12 protein-coding genes are annotated in these 18,055 nt (G+C 71.1%); 8 read left to right on the top strand and 4 right to left on the bottom strand.

The genetic code is table 11. The features are described 5' to 3' along the window. Positions 1-210: 210 nt before the first annotated feature. On the bottom strand, positions 211-2,112 hold the full coding sequence (locus ACWC1K_RS46900) for an ABC transporter ATP-binding protein (RefSeq protein ID WP_450839931.1): 1,902 nt from the start codon (positions 2,110-2,112) through the stop codon (positions 211-213). Between the two features lie 165 nt (positions 2,113-2,277). On the opposite strand from ACWC1K_RS46900, the gene ACWC1K_RS46895 reads away from it, so the two are divergent. Beyond that, positions 2,278-3,264, top strand: coding sequence for a lysylphosphatidylglycerol synthase transmembrane domain-containing protein (locus ACWC1K_RS46895; protein WP_450839929.1), 987 nt, complete (start codon positions 2,278-2,280; stop codon positions 3,262-3,264). 15 nt (positions 3,265-3,279) lie between these two features. On the opposite strand, the gene ACWC1K_RS46890 is transcribed toward ACWC1K_RS46895, so the two are convergent. After that, positions 3,280-3,996: an SDR family oxidoreductase gene (locus tag ACWC1K_RS46890; RefSeq protein WP_450839927.1), complete on the bottom strand. Its 717-nt coding sequence runs from the start codon at positions 3,994-3,996 to the stop codon at positions 3,280-3,282. Positions 3,997-4,099: 103 nt separating this feature from the next. On the opposite strand from ACWC1K_RS46890, the gene ACWC1K_RS46885 reads away from it, so the two are divergent. Together ACWC1K_RS46885 and ACWC1K_RS46880 are read left to right on the top strand one after the other, a co-directional pair. Further along, complete coding sequence (locus ACWC1K_RS46885) at positions 4,100-4,864, top strand: crotonase/enoyl-CoA hydratase family protein (protein WP_450839925.1); 765 nt, start codon at positions 4,100-4,102, stop codon at positions 4,862-4,864. 134 nt (positions 4,865-4,998) lie between these two features. Continuing rightward, complete coding sequence (locus ACWC1K_RS46880; RefSeq protein WP_450839924.1) at positions 4,999-6,105, top strand: mechanosensitive ion channel family protein; 1,107 nt, start codon at positions 4,999-5,001, stop codon at positions 6,103-6,105. Between the two features lie 22 nt (positions 6,106-6,127). Here ACWC1K_RS46880 and ACWC1K_RS46875 read toward each other — a convergent pair whose 3' ends face one another. After that, positions 6,128-7,687: a M1 family metallopeptidase gene (locus ACWC1K_RS46875; RefSeq protein ID WP_450839922.1), complete on the bottom strand. Its 1,560-nt coding sequence runs from the start codon at positions 7,685-7,687 to the stop codon at positions 6,128-6,130. Positions 7,688-7,907: 220 nt separating this feature from the next. Between ACWC1K_RS46875 and ACWC1K_RS46870 the strand changes: the two genes are divergently transcribed. Continuing rightward, on the top strand, positions 7,908-10,127 hold the full coding sequence (locus ACWC1K_RS46870) for an NADP-dependent isocitrate dehydrogenase (protein WP_450839921.1): 2,220 nt from the start codon (positions 7,908-7,910) through the stop codon (positions 10,125-10,127). 185 nt (positions 10,128-10,312) lie between these two features. Here the strand turns inward: ACWC1K_RS46870 and ACWC1K_RS46865 are convergent, their stop codons facing one another. Further along, on the bottom strand, positions 10,313-11,104 hold the full coding sequence (locus ACWC1K_RS46865; protein WP_450839919.1) for an IclR family transcriptional regulator: 792 nt from the start codon (positions 11,102-11,104) through the stop codon (positions 10,313-10,315). A 168-nt stretch (positions 11,105-11,272) separates the two neighbouring features. Between ACWC1K_RS46865 and ACWC1K_RS46860 the strand changes: the two genes are divergently transcribed. The 4 genes from ACWC1K_RS46860 to ACWC1K_RS46845 all read left to right on the top strand — a co-directional run. Beyond that, on the top strand, positions 11,273-12,133 hold the full coding sequence (locus ACWC1K_RS46860) for an AraC family transcriptional regulator (RefSeq protein WP_450839917.1): 861 nt from the start codon (positions 11,273-11,275) through the stop codon (positions 12,131-12,133). Positions 12,134-12,622: 489 nt separating this feature from the next. After that, a complete protein-coding gene (locus ACWC1K_RS46855; protein WP_450839916.1) occupies positions 12,623-12,889 on the top strand; it encodes an acyl carrier protein in 267 nt (88 codons plus the stop codon). Beyond that, positions 12,873-13,730, top strand: a complete 858-nt coding sequence (locus ACWC1K_RS46850) for a thioesterase domain-containing protein (protein ID WP_450839914.1) — start codon at positions 12,873-12,875, stop codon at positions 13,728-13,730. Before ACWC1K_RS46855 ends, ACWC1K_RS46850 begins: the two co-directional genes overlap by 17 nt. 141 nt (positions 13,731-13,871) lie before the next feature. Next, positions 13,872-18,055: beta-ketoacyl synthase N-terminal-like domain-containing protein (locus ACWC1K_RS46845; RefSeq protein WP_450839913.1), on the top strand; the 4,184-nt coding region annotated here is incomplete at its 3' end.

Below are 18,055 nucleotides of genomic sequence, written 5' to 3'. Positions count from 1 at the left end.
ACATGCTCACCGACACGGCCGACGGCGGCGGACGCGACCAGGTGGTCCTGTCCACCCTGGTGGCCATCGGCGTGGTCGGCTTCGCGCTGGTCCGCGAGCGGGTCGGCGGGAAGAAGGACGCGCTGGTCCCGTAGGACAGACGTGCCGGTCCCTTGGACCAGCGGACCCCCGAGGGCGGCAGCAGATGCCCCTCGGGGGTCGCCGTGTCTCCTACGCCACCGCCTCCCCGGCGCCGGCGATCCCCGTCGCCTGCGCCGCCCGCTCCTCGAACTGCGTCCGGTAGAGCTCCGCGTACCGCCCGCCGGCCACCAGCAGTTCCTCGTGCGTGCCCCGTTCCACGATCCGCCCGCCCTCGATCACCAGGATCACGTCCGCCGCCCGCACCGTGGACAGCCGGTGGGCGATCACGACCGCGGTGCGGCCCTCCAGCGCCTCGGCCAGGGCCTCCTGGACGGCGGCCTCCGAGGTGTTGTCGAGGTGGGCGGTGGCCTCGTCGAGGATGACCACGCGCTGGCGGGCCAGCAGCAGCCGGGCGATGGTCATGCGCTGGCGTTCGCCGCCGGAGAGGCGGTAGCCGCGCTCGCCGACGACCGTGTCGAGACCGTCGGGCAGGGACCGTACGAGATCGTCGAGGCGGGAGCGGCGCAGCGCGTCCCACAGGTCCGCCTCGGTGGCGGTGGGGGCGGCCAGCAGGAGGTTGGCGCGGACCGTGTCGTGGAAGAGGTGGCCGTCCTGGGTGACCATCCCGAGGGTGGCGCGCAGGGAGGCGGCGGTCAGATCGCGGACGTCGCTGCCGCCGACGCGCACCGCGCCCCCGTCGACGTCGTACAGGCGCGGAAGCAGTGCGGCGATCGTCGACTTGCCCGCGCCGGAGGAGCCGACGAGTGCGACGGTCTGGCCCGGTTCGGCGCGGAAGGAGATGCCGTGCAGGACCTCGGCGCCGCCCCGGGTGTCCAGACTCGCCACCTCCTCCAGGGAGGCCAGGGAGACCTTGTCGGCGGACGGGTAGGCGAAGCGGACGTCGTCGAACTCGACGGAGACCGGGCCGCCGGGCACGGCGTGCGCGTCCGGTTTCTCCTCGATGAGGGGCTTGAGGTCGAGCACCTCGAAGACCCGCTCGAAGCTGACCAGGGCGCTCATCACCTCGACGCGCGCCCCGGCGAGCGCGGTCAGCGGCGCGTACATACGGGTCAGCAGCAGCGCCAGCGACACGACCGCGCCCGGTTCCAGGCTGCCGCGCAGCGCGAACCAGCCGCCGAGGCCGTAGACCAGGGCGAGGGCCAGCGAAGAGACCAGAGTCAGGGCGGTGATGAACACCGACTGGGCCGTCGCGGTGCGCACGCCGATCTCCGCGACCCGGCGGGCGCGGGCCGCGAACTCCACAGACTCCTCCTCCGGCCGCCCGAAGAGCTTGACGAGCGTGGCTCCCGGGGCGGAGAACCGCTCGGTCATGCGGGTGCCCATCGCCGCGTTGAGGGTGGCCGCCTCCCGCTGCATACGGGCCATGCGGCTGCCCATGCGCCGGGCGGGGATCACGAACACCGGCAGCAGCACCAGCGCGAGCAGGGTGATCTGCCAGGACAGCGTGAGCATGACGGCGAGCGTGAGCAGCAGGGTGACCAGATTGCTGACCACTCCGGACAGGGTGTTGCTGAACGCGCGCTGCGCGCCGATCACGTCGTTGTTGAGACGGGAGACCAGCGCTCCCGTACGTGTGCGTGTGAAGAACGCGACCGGCATCCGCTGCACATGATCGAACACAGCCGTGCGCAGATCGAGGATGAGTCCCTCCCCGAGCGTCGCCGAAAGCCTCCTTCCGAGGATGCCGAGAGCCGCCTCCGCGACCGCGATGAGCGCGATGAGCAGGGCCAGGCGTACCACCGTGCCCTCGTCGCGCCCCGACACGATCGCGTTCACGACACGCCCGGCCAGTACGGGCGTCGCGACGGCGAGCAGCGCGGTCACCACCCCGAGCAGCACGAACTGCGCCATGCGGGCGCGGTGCGGGCGGGCGAACGCGGCGATGCGACGCAGCGTGGCGCGCGCCAGGGGGCGCCGCTCCTGCTCGGCGTTCATGACACTGTGCAACTGCATCCAGGCGGTGGTCTCCATGCTCATGAGAGAGACCGTAGAACCTCGAGCAACGTTGAGGTCAATGTTTTCCTGACGCCCCCCGCGAAGGACCCGATGACCGTACGCAAGCCGCTGTCCCCGCTTCAGCCGCTGTCCCCGCTTCCGCAACCCGCCGTTGGCACGGCGTGGAAACCCTCTCCGGATGTGACTGCGGTACACCTTCCCCAAGGGCTCCCCCCGGGGCGACTCCCCCGGCGCGTCCCGGCCCGCGTGCTCCGGCAGATCCTGTGCCTGCTGCCGCTGCTGCTCGTGTCCGTCGTGGCCGTGCAGCACCGCTCCGTGCTCGTCGAGGGCTTCGGTCATCTGCGGGCCGCCGAGTGGCCCTGGCTGCTGGCAGCGGCCGGCGCCACCTGCCTGACCTGGGTGGCGGCCGCCTTCACCCGGCAGGGCGCGGTCGTCGACCGGCTGCCCAGGCGGCGGCTGCTCGCCACCCAGTTCGCGGCGGGCTCGGCCAACCACCTGCTGCCGACCGGCCTCGGCGCGGGCGCGGTGAATCTGCGGTTCATGACCGTGTGCGGCATCCCGCTCGCCCGCTCCTCGGCCGCGCTCGCCCTGTACCTGCTGGCGGAGACGGTCGCCCGGCTGAGCCTGCTGGCCGGGCTGCTGCTCGCCTTCCCGGGCGCGCTGCACTTCGGCACGCTGCTGCCCGACGGCGCGGTGGGGCCGCTGCTGCTCGCCGTCGCCGCGGCCGTGGTCGTGGCTTCGGCCGCCCTGGTTCTCGTACGACGGCTGCGCACGGCCGTCGTGTCCTTCCTGCGCACGGCGCTGTGCGAGCTGCGCTCGGTGCACACCCGGCCGTCCCGCGCCCTTGCTCTGTGGGGCGGTTCGCTCGCCTTCCCCGCGCTGCAGGCGGCAGGGCTGGTGCTGGTCGGTCTGTCGCTGGGGCTGCCGGTGCCGCCCGTGCACATGGCGGTCGCGTACCTGGCGGCGACGGTCGCCGTCGCGCTGGTGCCGACACCGGGCGGACTCGGCTCGGTGGAGGCGGCGCTGGTCGTGGCGCTGGTGGCGGCGGGCGGCCCGGTGGCCGTCGCGACCGCGGTCGTGCTCGCCTACCGGATCATCACGGTGTGGCTGCCGCTGCTGCCGGGCGCACTGACGCTGGGCGCACTGGTCCGCCTCAAGGTGATCTGAACCGGCTCCCCGACCTCACCAGGGAATCGGTTTGCCGTCCCGGAAGAACCCCCCGGTCGGCCCGTTGTCGGGCAGCGTGGCCGCCCACACGATCCCGGCGGCTCCTTCGGCGACGGGACGCCCGCCGTGGCCGCCCATGTCGGTGGCCACCCAGCCGGGACAGATCGCGTTGACGAGGATGCGCTGTCGGCGCAACTCACCGGCCAGCAGGCAGGTCAGGGCGTTGAGCGCGGCCTTGGAGACGCTGTAGGCAGGGGTGCCGCCGCTCATCGACTGCAGCGAACCGCCCTCGCTGCTGACCATGACCACCCGCGGATGCGGGCTGCGCCGCAGCAGCGGAAGCAGCGCCTGGGTGACCCGCCAGGCGCCGAACAGATTGGTGTCCAGAGCCCGTTGCACCTCGTCGAGGTCCGCCGAACGGGCCTGCGCCCAGGTGTCGTACAGGATCGCCGCATTGTTGACGACCACGTCCACGCGCCCCAGGTTCCCGCTCACCCACTCCGCCATGGCGGCCACGCTCTCCGCGTCGGAGACATCGAGCCGCACCGCGCTCACCCGCTCGCCGCCCGGGTCGATGCGCGCGGCGGCGGAGCGGCCCTTGCCGAGGTCGCGCGAGCCGAGCACCACGTGGTGTCCGCGGCCGGCGAGCTGGCGTACGACCTCGAATCCGATACCGCGGTTGGCGCCGGTCACGACGGCGACCGGCGGCGCGCCCGCATGTGCAGCTGCCATCAGGAACACTCCCTCTGTACGGTGATCCAGCCTCGCACAGCCGTTCAACGATCGCCCCGACGGTCGCCGCCCGCACCGGTACTGTCGGAGAAAGGGGCCCAGCATGGCCGTCCGTATCGAACGCCAGGGACACGTCACCACGGTCGTCCTCTCCCGCCCCGAGGTCCGCAACGCGGTGGACGGTCCGACGGCCGTCGAACTCGTCGCCGCCTTCCGGGAGTTCGAGGCGGACGACGAGGCACGGGTGGCGGTGCTGTGGGGCGAGGGCGGCACGTTCTGCGCGGGCGCCGACCTCAAGGCGCTCGGCACCGACCGCGGCAACCGGGTCGCGGAGGACGGCGACGGCCCGATGGGGCCGACGCGGCTCCGGCTGTCCAAGCCGGTGATCGCCGCCGTCGCGGGGCACGCCGTGGCCGGCGGCCTCGAGCTGGCCCTCTGGTGCGATCTGCGGGTCGCCGAGGAGGACGCCGTCTTCGGCGTGTTCTGCCGCCGCTGGGGCGTCCCGCTGATCGACGGCGGCACGGTACGGCTGCCCCGGCTGATCGGGCAGAGCCGCGCACTGGACATGATCCTCACCGGGCGGGCGGTACCGGCACGGGAGGCCTACGAGATGGGCCTCGCCAACCGGCTCGTCCCCACCGGGACGGCCCGCACCGAGGCGGAGGCACTGGCCGCCGAGATCGCCCGCTTCCCGCAGGCCTGTCTGCGGGGCGACCGGGCTTCGGTGCTGGAGCAGGACGGGCTGGACGAGCCTGCGGCCATGCGGGGCGAACTCCGTTACGGGATGGGCGTGTTGGCGGAGGGTCTGGAGGGGGCGGCACGGTTCGCTGCGGGGGCCGGGCGGGGCGGGTCGTTCACCGACGTGTGACGGAGACCTTGAGCGCCCGGCCCTTGATGCCGGGCGGCGTCCGAAACCGCACCGTCCCGCCGGCCGCCAGTGCGAACTCCTGTGCGGAATAGGGCAGGATGAGCGGCTGCACATCCCGAACTTGGAGGTAGCCGGTGAACCGAGCGCTCACCGTGGACGACCTGGTCATTGCCTCAGTCGCGCTGGCGGCGGGCCTGTTGGCCGCGTTCCTGCTGCGCATGCTGCTGCGCTGGCTGGGCAAGCACGCCGACCGCACCCGCTGGAGCGGCGACGACGTCATCGTCGACGCGCTGCGCACGGTGGTGCCCTGGGCGGCGATCGTGGGCGGCGCGGCCTCCGCGGGAGCGGCGCTGCCGCTGACCAGGACGGTCCAGAACCACGTCAACCAGATGCTGACGGTGGTGCTCATCTTCGTCGTCACGGTGACGGCGGCCCGGGTGATCGCCGGTCTGGTGCGGGCGGTCACCACGTCACGGTCCGGGGTCGCAGGCTCGGCCACCATCTTCGTGAACATCACCCGGGTGCTGGTTCTGGCGATCGGCTTCCTGGTGGTGCTGCAGACGCTGGGCATCTCGATCGCCCCGATGCTCACCGCCCTGGGCGTGGGCGGCCTGGCCGTCGCGCTCGCGTTGCAGGACACCCTCGCCAACCTCTTCGCGGGCATCCACATTCTCGCCTCGAAGACCGTGCAGCCCGGTGACTACATCCGGCTGAGCAGCGGCGAGGAGGGCTACGTCGAGGACATCAACTGGCGTCAGACGACCGTGCGCGCGCTCTCCAACAACCTGGTCGTCATCCCCAACGGGGAGCTGGCGAAGGCGAACATGACCAACTTCATGCGCCCCGAGCAGAAGTTGACGATCCTCGTCCAGGTCGGTGTCGCCTACGACAGCGACCTGGAGCATGTCGAGCGCGTGACCATGGACGTCATCGCCGAGGTGATGACCGGGGTCGACGGAGCGGTCCCGGACCACGAACCGGCGATCCGCTTCCACACCTTCGGCGACTCCCGGATCGGCTTCACCGTCATCCTGGGTGTCGGCGAGTTCAGCGACCAGTTCCGCATCAAGCACGAGTTCATCAAGGCGCTGCACAAGCGCTACCGCGAGGAGGGCATCCGCATCCCGGCGCCCGCGCGGACGGTGGCGCTGCAGCAGGGTTCGGTCAGCATCCCGCAGCAGCGCGGCCCGCAGGGGACGGCCGTCGAGGCGGGCGACGTGTCCGCCGCCCGCCTCGACTGAGGGCCCTGAAGGGGCAACAGGGTCAGAGCGTCGCGGAGTTCTCGTGCCAGTGCCCGCCCCTGCGGCTGTGCGGTGAGGCGAGCGCCGAGCTCACCGGCTTGACCGTCCAGTCCGGGTGGCCGGGCATCCGCGGCGTCTTCGTGCCGTAGAGCCAGTCCTTGAGGAAGCCGGACAGGTCCTGCCCGGAGACCTCCGAGGCGACGGCGATGTAGTCCTCCGTCGTCGCCGCGGAGTTGCGGTACCGGTCCAGGAAGCACCGCTCGATGGCGTGGAAGACGTCCTCGCCGACGACCTGGCGCAGTGCGTACAGGACGAGGACGCCGCCGGTGTAGCGCTGGCTGTCGAAGAGGTTCACCGCGTTCGGGGCCGCGACCGGCCCCGAGTCGTGGCGCCACTGGTCGCCGACGCCGTAGGTGTACTTCATACGGTCCTCGAAGGTGCTGTAGCCGAGCGAGTCGGTCCAGCCGCGCTCATAGCGGTACAGCAGTCCGTAGTAGTCCGCGTGGCCCTCGTTGAGCCACAGGTCGGCCCAGTTGGCGGGGCTGACGAGGTTGCCGAACCAGGAGTGGACCAGCTCGTGCATCATGTGCGAGCCGATCTTCTTCTCCTCCTGGAGCAGGAAGTTCGGCTTGTACAGGGTGAGGGTCTGGGTCTCCAGGCCCGTGAAGTCGAAGGCGTTCGGGGCGTCGGAGTTGCACGGCAGCAGCCCGTACGTCTCGAAGGGGAACGCCCCGAGCCGCTGCTCCAGCCAGTCGACCAGCCCGGGGGTGAGCGCCAGCGCCGGTTCCAGGGCGGCGGCCCGCGCGGTGGGCACGACATCGCGCAGTGGGAGCCCGTGCGGGCCCTGCCGGTCCTTGACCACGTAGTCCCCGACCGTGATCTGCACCAGCTCGGTGGCCATCGGCTCGCGGGAGCGGTACGAGTACGCCGTGCGGCCGTCGGTGAGGGTCTCGGTGCCGGTGAGCAGGCCGTTCGCGACGCCTCGCAGGCCGGCCGGGACGGTGACGCGGAAGGTGAAGTCCGCCTTGTCCGACGGGTGGTCGTTGCAGGGGAAGACGGTGTGCGCCGAGTTCGGCTGCGGGCAGATCGCGAAGCCGTCCGGGGTGACGACCCAGGCGGTGTGCGCGAGGGTGCGGCTCGGGTCCGCGCCGTACTCGATGCACACCGTCGTCCGGGCCCCCTCGGGCAGCGGTCGGGCGGGCGTGATCCGCAGCTTCTCGTCCGCCTGCTCGAAGGCGGCGGTGCGGCCGCCGACGCGGACGGAGCGTATGTCCAGGCCGAGGGCGTCCAGCGAGAAGCGGGTCAGCGCCTGGGTGGTGCTGATCCTCAGGGTGGCGGTGGCGTCGACCAGCTTGGTCGCCGGGTCGTAGGAGAGGTCGAGGTGGTAGGTCCGGACGCGGTAGCCGTCGTTGCCGAGGGTCGGGAAGACGGAGTCGCCGAGGGTCTCGGGGCCAGGGGTGCCGTCGTCCTTCGGCCTGGCCTCGGCTTTCGGCGCCGCGGACGCCGTACCCCCCACGGTCAGTGCCGCGGCCGTGCCGATCAGGGCGGCCGCGGGGGCCGTCACTCTGCTGCGATATCTCATGGTCAGCTTTCACTCTGGCGGCCGGGTGGTCAGCTCCGGCCGTCGACGATCAGATGCACGATCTCCTTCCAGGACCCGGGATCGGCCGCTTTGGTTGCACGGCGGGAGCGCGGATCGGGTTCCGGAGTGTGGGACGTGTGGCCGGACCCCTGTCGAGCCGACCTCGATCAGGAGATATCTTGATGTCGAGCAATGTTGCAGACGTGGAGCGGAGCACCCGGTGACTGACTCGACCATCTTCTATACGCACACTGACGAGGCCCCGGCCCTGGCGACGTATTCCTTCCTGCCGGTGGTCCAGGCGTACGCCTCGCAGGCGGGTGTCGCTGTGGAGACCCGTGACATCTCGCTGGCCGGGCGCATCATCGCCCTGTTCCCGGAGTACCTGACCGAGGACCAGCGGATCCCGGACGCCCTCCACGAGCTGGGCGAGCTGGCCAAGACGCCCGAGGCCAACATCATCAAGCTGCCGAACATCTCGGCCTCGATCCCGCAGCTGAAGGCCGCGATCGCCGAGCTGCAGGGCCAGGGCTACGCGCTGCCGAACTACCCGGACGACCCCAAGACCGACGAGGAGCGGGAGATCCAGGCCCGCTACGACAAGGTCAAGGGCTCCGCCGTGAACCCGGTGCTGCGTGAGGGCAACTCCGACCGCCGCGCCCCCGCCTCGGTCAAGAACTACGCCAAGACCCACCCGCACCGCATGGGCGCCTGGTCCTCGGAGTCCAAGACCAACGTGGCGACCATGGGCGAGAACGACTTCCGCTCCACCGAGAAGTCCACGGTGATCTCCGAGGCCGGTGCGCTGCGCATCGAGCTGCTCGGCGAGGACGGCACCACCACGGTGCTGCGCGAGTCGGTACCGGTGCTCGCGGGCGAGGTCGTCGACGCCTCCGTGATGCGCGCCACCGCGCTCAACGAGTTCCTGGCCGCGCAGGTCGCCCGCGCCAAGGCCGAGGGCGTGCTGTTCTCCGTGCACCTCAAGGCCACGATGATGAAGGTCTCCGACCCGATCGTCTTCGGTCATGTGGTGCGCGCCTTCTTCCCGAAGACCTTCGCGAAGTACGGCGAGACCCTCGCCGCGGCCGGCCTGTCCCCGAACGACGGCCTGGGCGGCATCTACAAGGGCCTGGAGTCCCTGCCGGAGGGCGCCGAGATCAAGGCCTCCTTCGACGCCGAGCTCGCCGAGGGCCCGGCCCTTGCGATGGTCGACTCCGACAAGGGCATCACCAACCTGCACGTGCCGTCCGACGTGATCGTCGACGCCTCGATGCCGGCCATGATCCGCACCTCCGGCCACATGTGGGGCCCGGACGGCCAGGAGGCCGACACCCTCGCGGTCCTGCCGGACTCCTCCTACTCCGGCGTCTACCAGGCCGTGATCGACGACTGCCGTGCCAACGGCGCCTACGACCCCGCCACCATGGGCTCGGTCCCGAACGTCGGCCTGATGGCGCAGAAGGCCGAGGAGTACGGCTCCCACGACAAGACCTTCGAGATCAAGAAGGCCGGCACGGTCCGTCTGGTCGACCAGGGCGGCAACGTCGTCCTGGAGCAGCCGGTCGCCCCCGGCGACATCTTCCGCGCCTGCCAGACCAAGGACGCCCCGATCCGCGACTGGGTGAAGCTGGCCGTCACCCGCGCCCGCGCCACCGGCGACCCGGCGGTGTTCTGGCTGGACGAGACCCGCGGCCACGACGCCGTGATCATCGAGAAGGTCAAGCAGTACCTGCCGGAGCACGACACCGAGGGCCTGGACATCCGGATTCTCGCCCCGGTCGAGGCGACCAAGCTGTCGATCGAGCGCATCCGCCGCGGCGAGAACACCATCTCGGTGACCGGCAACGTGCTGCGTGACTACCTCACCGACCTCTTCCCCATCCTGGAGCTGGGCACCAGCGCCAAGATGCTGTCGGTCGTTCCGCTGATGGCGGGCGGCGGTCTGTTCGAGACGGGCGCCGGCGGTTCTGCCCCGAAGCACGTCCAGCAGCTGGTCAAGGAGAACTACCTGCGCTGGGACTCGCTGGGCGAGTTCTTCGCGCTGGTGCCGTCCCTGGAGCAGTACGCCACGGCCACCGGCAACACCCGCGCCAAGGTCCTGGCCGACACCCTCGACCGCGCCACGGCGACCTTCCTCAACGAGGACAAGTCCCCGACCCGTCGCGTCGGCGGCATCGACAACCGCGGCAGCCACTTCTACCTGTCCCTGTACTGGGCGCAGGAGCTGGCCGCGCAGACCGAGGACGCGGACCTGGCGAAGGCCTTCGCCCCGCTGGCCGAGACGCTCACCGCCAATGAGCAGAAGATCGTCGACGAGCTGCTCGCCGTCCAGGGCAAGCCGGCCGACATCGGCGGCTACTACCAGCCGGACCCGGCGAAGGCCGCCGCGGTCATGCGCCCGTCGGCCACGTGGAACGCGGCGCTGGCGTCCCTGAGCTGACGCCCGGGTCCGACGGGCCCGTGAGGTTCCCCGCCCCGGCAGGCATCCCGCCTGCCGGGGCGGTTTCGTCGCGGGTGCCGGCCGGCCCGGCCGCCGACGGGGTGAAGGGCTGAGCGCCGCCGACGCCGACGAGTTGACGCACCGTCACCCACCCTGGTGCCGTCAGGTGCTCGTTCGACCGCGCCTCATGCCCCGATCTCCGCCTCACCCGACCGCATCGCCCGCAGGCCCTGCGAGATGGCATTGCCCGCGACGTGGACGTGGTGGGCGACCCGGGCCGGCCGGACCAGGTCAGGGGGGCCCACGACCGCCACGGCCGCGACCACGACACCGCGGGCGTCCCGGACGGGGACGGCGACCCCGCCCCGCTCCTCGGCCAGCATGCCGTAGGCGGCTGCGTGCCCCTCACGTCTGATCCTGTCCAGGAGACGCTTCAGTGCGGCGCCGTCGGTCAGGGTGCGCGGGGTGTAGGAACGCAAGGGGCCACGGCAGACCTCGTCCTGAAGGCGTTGCTCGGCGTGGGCGAGCAGCGCCAGGCCGACGGAGGTGGTGTGCAGGGGAACGCGACAGCCCTGGGGGCTGTAGCGGTTGGGGAATTCGGGGTCGTCCGAGACGAAGGACAGGCACACGCTTTCGGCGCCGTCCCGGATGGCGAGCACCGCGGCGCCCGAGGTCTGCCCGTGCAGGGCGATCAGATGCGGCTGCGCCGCCTCGACCAGTGCGGAGGAGCGCGGTGCGAGGATGGCCGTCTCCCACAGGCGCAGTCCGATGCTGTACAGGCCGTCGGCGCACCGCTCCAGGGCTCCCCAGGAGTGGAGCTTGCTGACGAGGCGGTGCACGGTGGCCAGGGGGAGTCCGGCGCGCCGGCTGATGTCGCTGAGTGTCAGCGTCGGGTTGTTCCGGTCGAAGGCACCGAGGATGCTGAGCGTCCGGTCGACGACGGAACGCTCCGGACCGGCGGAGTGGGGGGTGGTCATCCCGTTCAGAGTCCCTTCGCGTGCACTTCAGAGAGCGGCATTGACACGTGCTGAGCAGGGATTACGTCTGTCGGGCGACCACCTCTATCATTTCAAGCCGATAGTTGAATCTGAAAGGTTGATTCCGGAACGCTCATGGTCGATTTCGTATCGTTACCGATCCCTGTGGTGCCGTACAGACCCGTCTGCCGCCCCGGCCTCGACATCGCCGTGGCGAGCCTGGACGAGCTGCATGCCATGGGCGGCGCGGACTTCCTCGCCTCTCCCCACCGGCTCGACTTCCACCAGATCATGCTGGTCACCACGGGGAGGGGAACGTTCGAGATCGACTCCACGTCGGTGGAGTGCCAGGCCGGCACGCTGCTGTGGACCCGGCCCAACCAGGTGATCCAGTCCTGCCCGGAGTCCGGCATGGACGCGGACATCATCATGTTCACCGAGGCGTTCCCGCTCAAGATGAGTGTCCACATGGGCATGCTCGACGATGTCCTGCGCCCCTCGCACTGGCAGCTGTGCGACACCGAACTGTCCGCGTTCCAGCGGGTCCTGAGCGTCTTGAAGGAGGAGTTCGAGCGGCCCGACCAAGGGCTCGGCGAAGAACTGCTCAAGCACCTGCTGGCCGTGGTGCTGCTCCACATCGACCAGCTCTGCCGAAGCCGCCACCACGAGGTGGAAGCCAGCACCCTCAGCACCGAGCAGAGCGAGCTCTTCCTCCGCTTCCGCCGCGAACTGGACCGGCACTACCCCGACACCCGGCTGGTGGAGGACTACGCCACCGCCCTCAACTGCAGTACCCGCGCTCTCACCCGGGCCTGCCGGACCGTCGCCGGCACCTCCGCCAAGGACGTGATCGACGCCAGGGTCGCGCTGGAGGCACGGCGCCTGCTGGCCCACACGGATCTGCCCATCACGGCCATCGCCCGCCGGCTCGGATTCTCCGAAGTCACCAACTTCGGCAAGTTCTTCGTCCGCCGCGTGCGGATGACACCGGGTGCCTTCCGGCGTGAGGCGAAGACGGGTAACCAGTAGTAACCCGTCTTCCGCGAGCACCTTTAACCCGCTCGTTACTCTGGACCGCGAGTCGTCCACGCCCGTAAACGTGGATTTCTTTCCACTGACCGGAAGGCCTGTTGTTAAAGATTCCAGAACCTGGCAAGACTGTGACCTGCGTGCTTCGGGCGACCAACCAAAGGCATCGCAGGCTTGCGGGCCCGCAAGTCTTGACCCAACCGAACACCGAATGGACCAGACCACGCATTACTGACACGTTGTCTTTCGCCGCAGCGCGGCGGCGTTTCGCAGAAAACGGCTCCACTTCCCCTTACTGCTTACCGCGTTTTCGATTCCGGCGCGCCAGATCGTCCCCTTTTCCCCTGCCGGCGTCCCGCGAAACCCTGCGCCAATACACGTGTCATCACCCTGGGCGCCACCGTCGAGGCCGACGTATGCCCTTATCCGACCGCTCGCTCCTGGGCACACCCGTGCGCCCGGGAGCGACTCAGGAAAGGACGACCCATCATGCCCGCAGTGACCGCCGCCGAGGCGGAGACCTGGCTCATCGAGAAGATCGCCCACCGTCTGGGCGTGGCCACCGGCGAGGTCTCGCGCGAGGTCTACTTCGACGAACTGGACCTCGACTCGACCGAAGCCCTCATCCTGGCCGGCGAGTTGGAGAACTGGCTCGGCTTCGAGCTCAGCACCACCACCCTCTGGTACCACCCGACGGTGAAGGACCTGGCCGCCTATCTCGCCGAGGAGAGCGGGCAGCGTGCGGCGACCGCGTGACGTGAGGCCGCCGGTGGCCCGGGTCCTGCGGGCCGCGGCCCCCGGCGGGCGGACCGTGTACCTCGTCCACCCCGGCGCCCTCGCGGCCTCCGTGTACCAGGGCCTGGCCGACACGCTGCCGGCCGGCGCCGGGCTGACCGTGCTCGACCTGGGCTCGGTGCCCGAGTACGCGGAGGCGGCGCTCACCGGAGGCCGGGCCGCCACCACCGTGGAGGACCTGTCCGCCGTACTGCTGAGCGCGATCGAGCCGCCCCAGGAGCCGTACACGCTCGCCGGCTGGTCCTTCGGCGGTGTGCTCGCCCTGGCCATGACCGGGCAACTGCCCGCGGGCCGACTACCGGATCGGCTGGTCCTGTTGGACAGCATCGCGCCGACCGAGGAGTACCAGCAGCCCGACGACGCGCTCGAACCCGACCTGCTCCTCGGCTGGTTCGCCATGTACCTCGGGGCCAAACGCGGCTGCCCGGTCCCGGTCCCCGCCGGACGGCTGGCCGGACTCGGCGTCGACGAGGGGCTCACCGTCGTCCTCGACGAGGGCGTCGCCGCCGGTGCCCTCCTGCCGGACACTCCGCTGCCCGGACTGCGCAAGCTCTACGACACGTACGTCGACGGGCTGTTGCGCAACAACCGCCTGACGGCTCCCCACCGTCCGGCTCCCGCACCCCTGCCCCTCACCCTGGTCAAGGCCGAGCGCAGCCTGATCCCGGGCGACCCGACGCTCGGCTGGCAGTCGCTCGCCCCGCACGGCCTCACCACGCACACCGCTCCGGGCGATCACTACACGATGCTCGACCGCCCGGACGCGCTCCGCGTTCTCGCTCCCCTGCTCACCCTCGCCTGATCCCCACCGCGTTTCCCCGTCCACGCGTGCGCGCGTCGCTCTGCCCTGCCCACATACACGTGTACACGTGCGTCATCCGAAGGGCCACCGACCCGACCCGGGCCGCTCCAGGGCCCGCCGTACGACGAAGAGAGCCTCTCCGTGAACGCTTCACATCCTTCCGACCTCGACCGCCGGCTCGCCCGGGATCCGATCGCGATCGTCGGCCTGTCCGCCCTGTATCCCAAGTCGCGTGATCTGCGGGAGTTCTGGACCAACGTCGTCTCGGCCGCGGACTGCATCGAGGACGTCCCAGCCACCCACTGGGACCTGTCGGAGCACTACGACCCCGACCCCTCCGCACCCGACAAGACGTACGCCAGGCGCGGCGGGTTCATTCCGACCGTCGACTTCAACCCGCTGGAGTTCGGGCTGCCGCCCAACACCCTCGAAGTCACCGACGTGCTCCAGCTGCTCAGCCTCGTCGTGGCACGCGACCTGCTCAAGGACGCGGGCGCCGACCAGGACTGGTACGACGCCTCCCGCACCGGCGTGGTCCTCGGGGTGACCGGCGCCAACCAGCTCACCCAGCCGCTGACCGCCCGGCTGCAGACGCCGGTCCTCAAGGAGGTCGTGCGCTCCTGCGGGCTGAGCGAGCGGGACGCGGAGGAGATCGCCGAGAAGTTCAAGCTGGCGTACGCGCCCTGGGAGGAGAACTCCTTCCCCGGCATGCTCGGCAACGTCGTCGCGGGCCGCATCGCCAACCGCCTCGACCTGGGCGGCACCAACATGACGATCGACGCGGCCTGCGCCAGTTCGCTCGGCGCGGTCAAGTCGGCCATCAGCGACCTGCTGGAACGGCGCTCGGACACGATGCTGGTGGGCGGCTGCGACGCCGAGAACACCATCTTCATGTACCTGTGCTTCAGCAAGACGCCTGCCTTCTCCAAGACGGGCAGCATCCGCCCCTTCGACGCGGACGCGGACGGCACCCTCATCGGCGAGGGCATCGGCATGCTGGCCCTGCGCCGGCTGTCCGACGCCGAGCGGGACGGCAACCGTGTCTACGCGGTGATCCGGGGCATCGGCTCCTCCAGCGACGGCCGCTTCAAGTCCATCTACGCCCCGCGCAAGGAGGGGCAGATGACGGCCCTGCGGCGGGCGTACGAGGACGCCGACTGCTCCCCGGCCTCCGTCGAGCTCTTCGAGGCGCACGGCACCGGGACGGCGGTCGGCGAGGCGACCGAGCTGTCGGCGCTGGCCGCGGTGGTCTCCGAGTTCACCGAGGAGCGGCAGTTCGCGGCGGTCGGCAGTGTGAAGTCGCAGATCGGCCACACCAAGGCGGCGGCGGGCGCGGCCGGGATGATCAAGCTGGCGCTCGCGCTGCACCATCGGCTGCTGCCGCCCACCATCAACGTGGAGCGGCCCAACCCGGCCGTCGACTGGCCCGAGAGCCCGTTCTACGTAGGCACCCGCACCCGCCCCTGGGTCCTCGACCCGAGCCGTCCCAGGCGGCGGGCAGGCGTCTCGTCGTTCGGCTTCGGCGGCACCAACTTCCATGTGGTCCTTGAGGAGCACGGCGACGGCGACGACCTGCGGGTCCTGTTCCCGGTGAGCCGCGTTCACGTATGGCATGAACCTGACATGAACGGGCTGGTACGGGCCGTCGCCGAGGGAGCGGAGCCGCGCACCGACCCCGCCCCGGCCGGCCACCCCCGGCTCGCGCTGGTCGCCCGCGACGACGCCGAGCTCGCCGAACTGCGCGCCCTGGCGGCGGCCGAGCTGCGGGCCAAACCGGCCGCCGAGGCCTGGTCGCACCCCAAGGGCATCTACTTCCGCGCGAGTGCCGCCCCCACCGGAAAGGTGGCCGCGCTCTTCGCCGGACAGGGCAGCCAGTACGTCGAGCCCGGTCGCACGGCGGTGCTCGCGCTGCCCCCACTGCGGGCGGCCTTCGACCAGGCGGGCGCGGCCTTCGGCGAGCACGAGCGGCCGCTGTCCCGGGTCGCCTTCCCGCCGCCGGCCTTCGACGAGGTGACCCGTGCGGCTCAGGAGAGCGAACTGCGCCGCACCGAGTACGCACAGCCCGCGATCGGCGCGCTGGCAGCCGGTCACTACCGCTATCTGAGCGAACTCGGCTTCGTCGCCGACGGGTTCCTCGGGCACAGCTTCGGCGAGCTGGCGGCCCTGTGGGCGGCGGAGGCTGTCGACGACGACACGTTCTTCGCGCTGGCCCGCGCCCGGGGCGCCGCGATGGCCCCGCCCGCCGACCCGGACTTCGACCCCGGGGCGATGGCCGCGGTGTCCGCACCCGAGGACCAGGTCCGGCAACTCCTCAGTGAGCACCCGGAGCTGACCGTCTGCAACCGCAACGCGGCCGACCAGATCGTGGTGGGCGGTGCCACCGAAGCGGTGGAACGGCTGGTGGAGGCCGCGGGCGCGGCCGGAATCCGGGCGCTGCGGCTGCCGGTGTCGGCCGCGTTCCACACACCCTTCGTCGCACACGCCGTGGAGGCGTTCGGGCAGCGGGTGGCACAGGCCGAGATCGGCGAGCCGCGCCGCCCCGTGTACGCCAACTCTCCCGGCGCCTCGTACGGTCCGGACGTCGAGGCCAACCGGCGCACACTGGTCGACCAGCTGGTCAATCCGGTGGAGTTCGCCGATCGCGTGGAGGAGATGTACGCGGCGGGCTTCCGCACCTTCGTCGAGTTCGGCCCCAAGGGTGTGCTGACCCAGCTGGTGCGCCGCATCCTCGGTGAGCGCGAGCACTTCGCCGTGCAGCTGGACCCGGGTGACAAGGGGGACGCCGAGCAGACGCTCAAGCGGGCCCTCGCCCAACTGGCCGTACTGGGACTGCCGTTGGCCACCGAGGACCGCTACGTGGCGGAGGCCGCACCCACCGAGCCGGCCAAGGGCATGACCGTACCGCTGAACGGCATCAACCATGTGCCCGAGGCCCGTAGGGCCGCGTACCGGGATGCCGTGGAGAACGGCTACCGCGTCTCCCTCCCGGCCGCCCCCGCGCCGCAGCAGCCCGTGGCGGCTCCTCAGCCGACCCCGGTGCCCGCCGCGGCGCCCCTGTCCCCGCATCCCGGCGCAGCCGAGACGCCCACCGCCGCGCCGCCTCTCGTGGCGGCGGCGCCGTCCGCCCAACTGGACGTCCTGGAGAGCGAGTTCATGGAAGACGAACCCCTGGCCCCCGCCCCGTCGGCCGACGACCGGCTCACCAGCCTGATCGCCGACCACCTGGCGCTGCACGACGACTACCTCACCGGCCAGCTCACCAGCGCGCAGCGCATGATGGGCCTGCTGGAGCGGGCCGACGAGCAGGGCCGGCTCGACGCGGTGCTGCCGGGTGTCGCCTCCGTCAAGGAGCACGGGCTGGCGATCGGGCGCGCACACACGCGGGCCAACGAGATCCTGCGGGACATGGCGGCCCTGGAGCTGGGTGCGGCGGCCCCGGTGGCGTCCGCTCCCGTCGTGGAGCCGGCTCCCGTACTCGCTCCCGAGCCTCCGGCCCCCCTGCTGGCAGCGCCTGCCCCGGCCGCGCTTCCGCCGTCTGCGCCCGCCCCGGCGCCCGCGGCCCTGGAGCCGCCGACCGTGCCCGAGGAGCCGACGCCGGCGGCCACCGGCGCTTCGGCCGGCGACGTCGAGGCGGCGCTGCTCGACATCGTGTCCCAGAAGACGGGCTACCCCGCGGACATGCTGGACCTCGAGATGGACGTGGAGGCGGACTTGGGCATCGACTCCATCAAGCGCGTCGAGATCATGGGCGTCCTCCAGGAACGCTTCCCCAGCCCCACCCCCGTCGGCCCCGAACAACTCGCCGAACTCCGCACGCTCAGCGAGATCGTGGACTTCGTGCTGAGCCTGGGCGGCCTCATGAACGGCCGTCCGCAGCCCGTGGCGGCACCGGTCGCCGTTCGGGCCGTCGACAGCGAGGCCATCGCCGCCGCACTGCTGGGCGTGGTCTCCGAGAAGACCGGCTACCCGGCGGAGACGCTGGACCTCGACATGGACGTCGAGGCGGACCTGGGCATCGACTCCATCAAGCGCGTCGAGATCATGGGCGTCCTCCAGGAACGCTTCCCCAGCCCCACCCCCGTCGGCCCCGAACAACTCGCCGAACTCCGCACGCTGAACGAGATCGTCGGCTTCGTACTGGAGCTCAACGGCCCCGGTACGGCGGTACCGTCGAATAGTCCTGCGGCGCCCGCACCGGCCACGGCCTCCGCCTCCACGGACGACGTCAAGGCCGCCCTGCTCGACGTGGTGGCACAGAAGACCGGCTACCCCGCCAACATGCTCGACCTGACCATGGACGTCGAAGCCGACCTCGGCATCGACTC

The organism is Streptomyces sp. NPDC001492 (genome assembly GCF_053597275.1).
The sequence above is the reverse complement of the archived record's forward strand: the minus strand, read 5'-3'. Positions and strand labels throughout refer to the sequence as shown.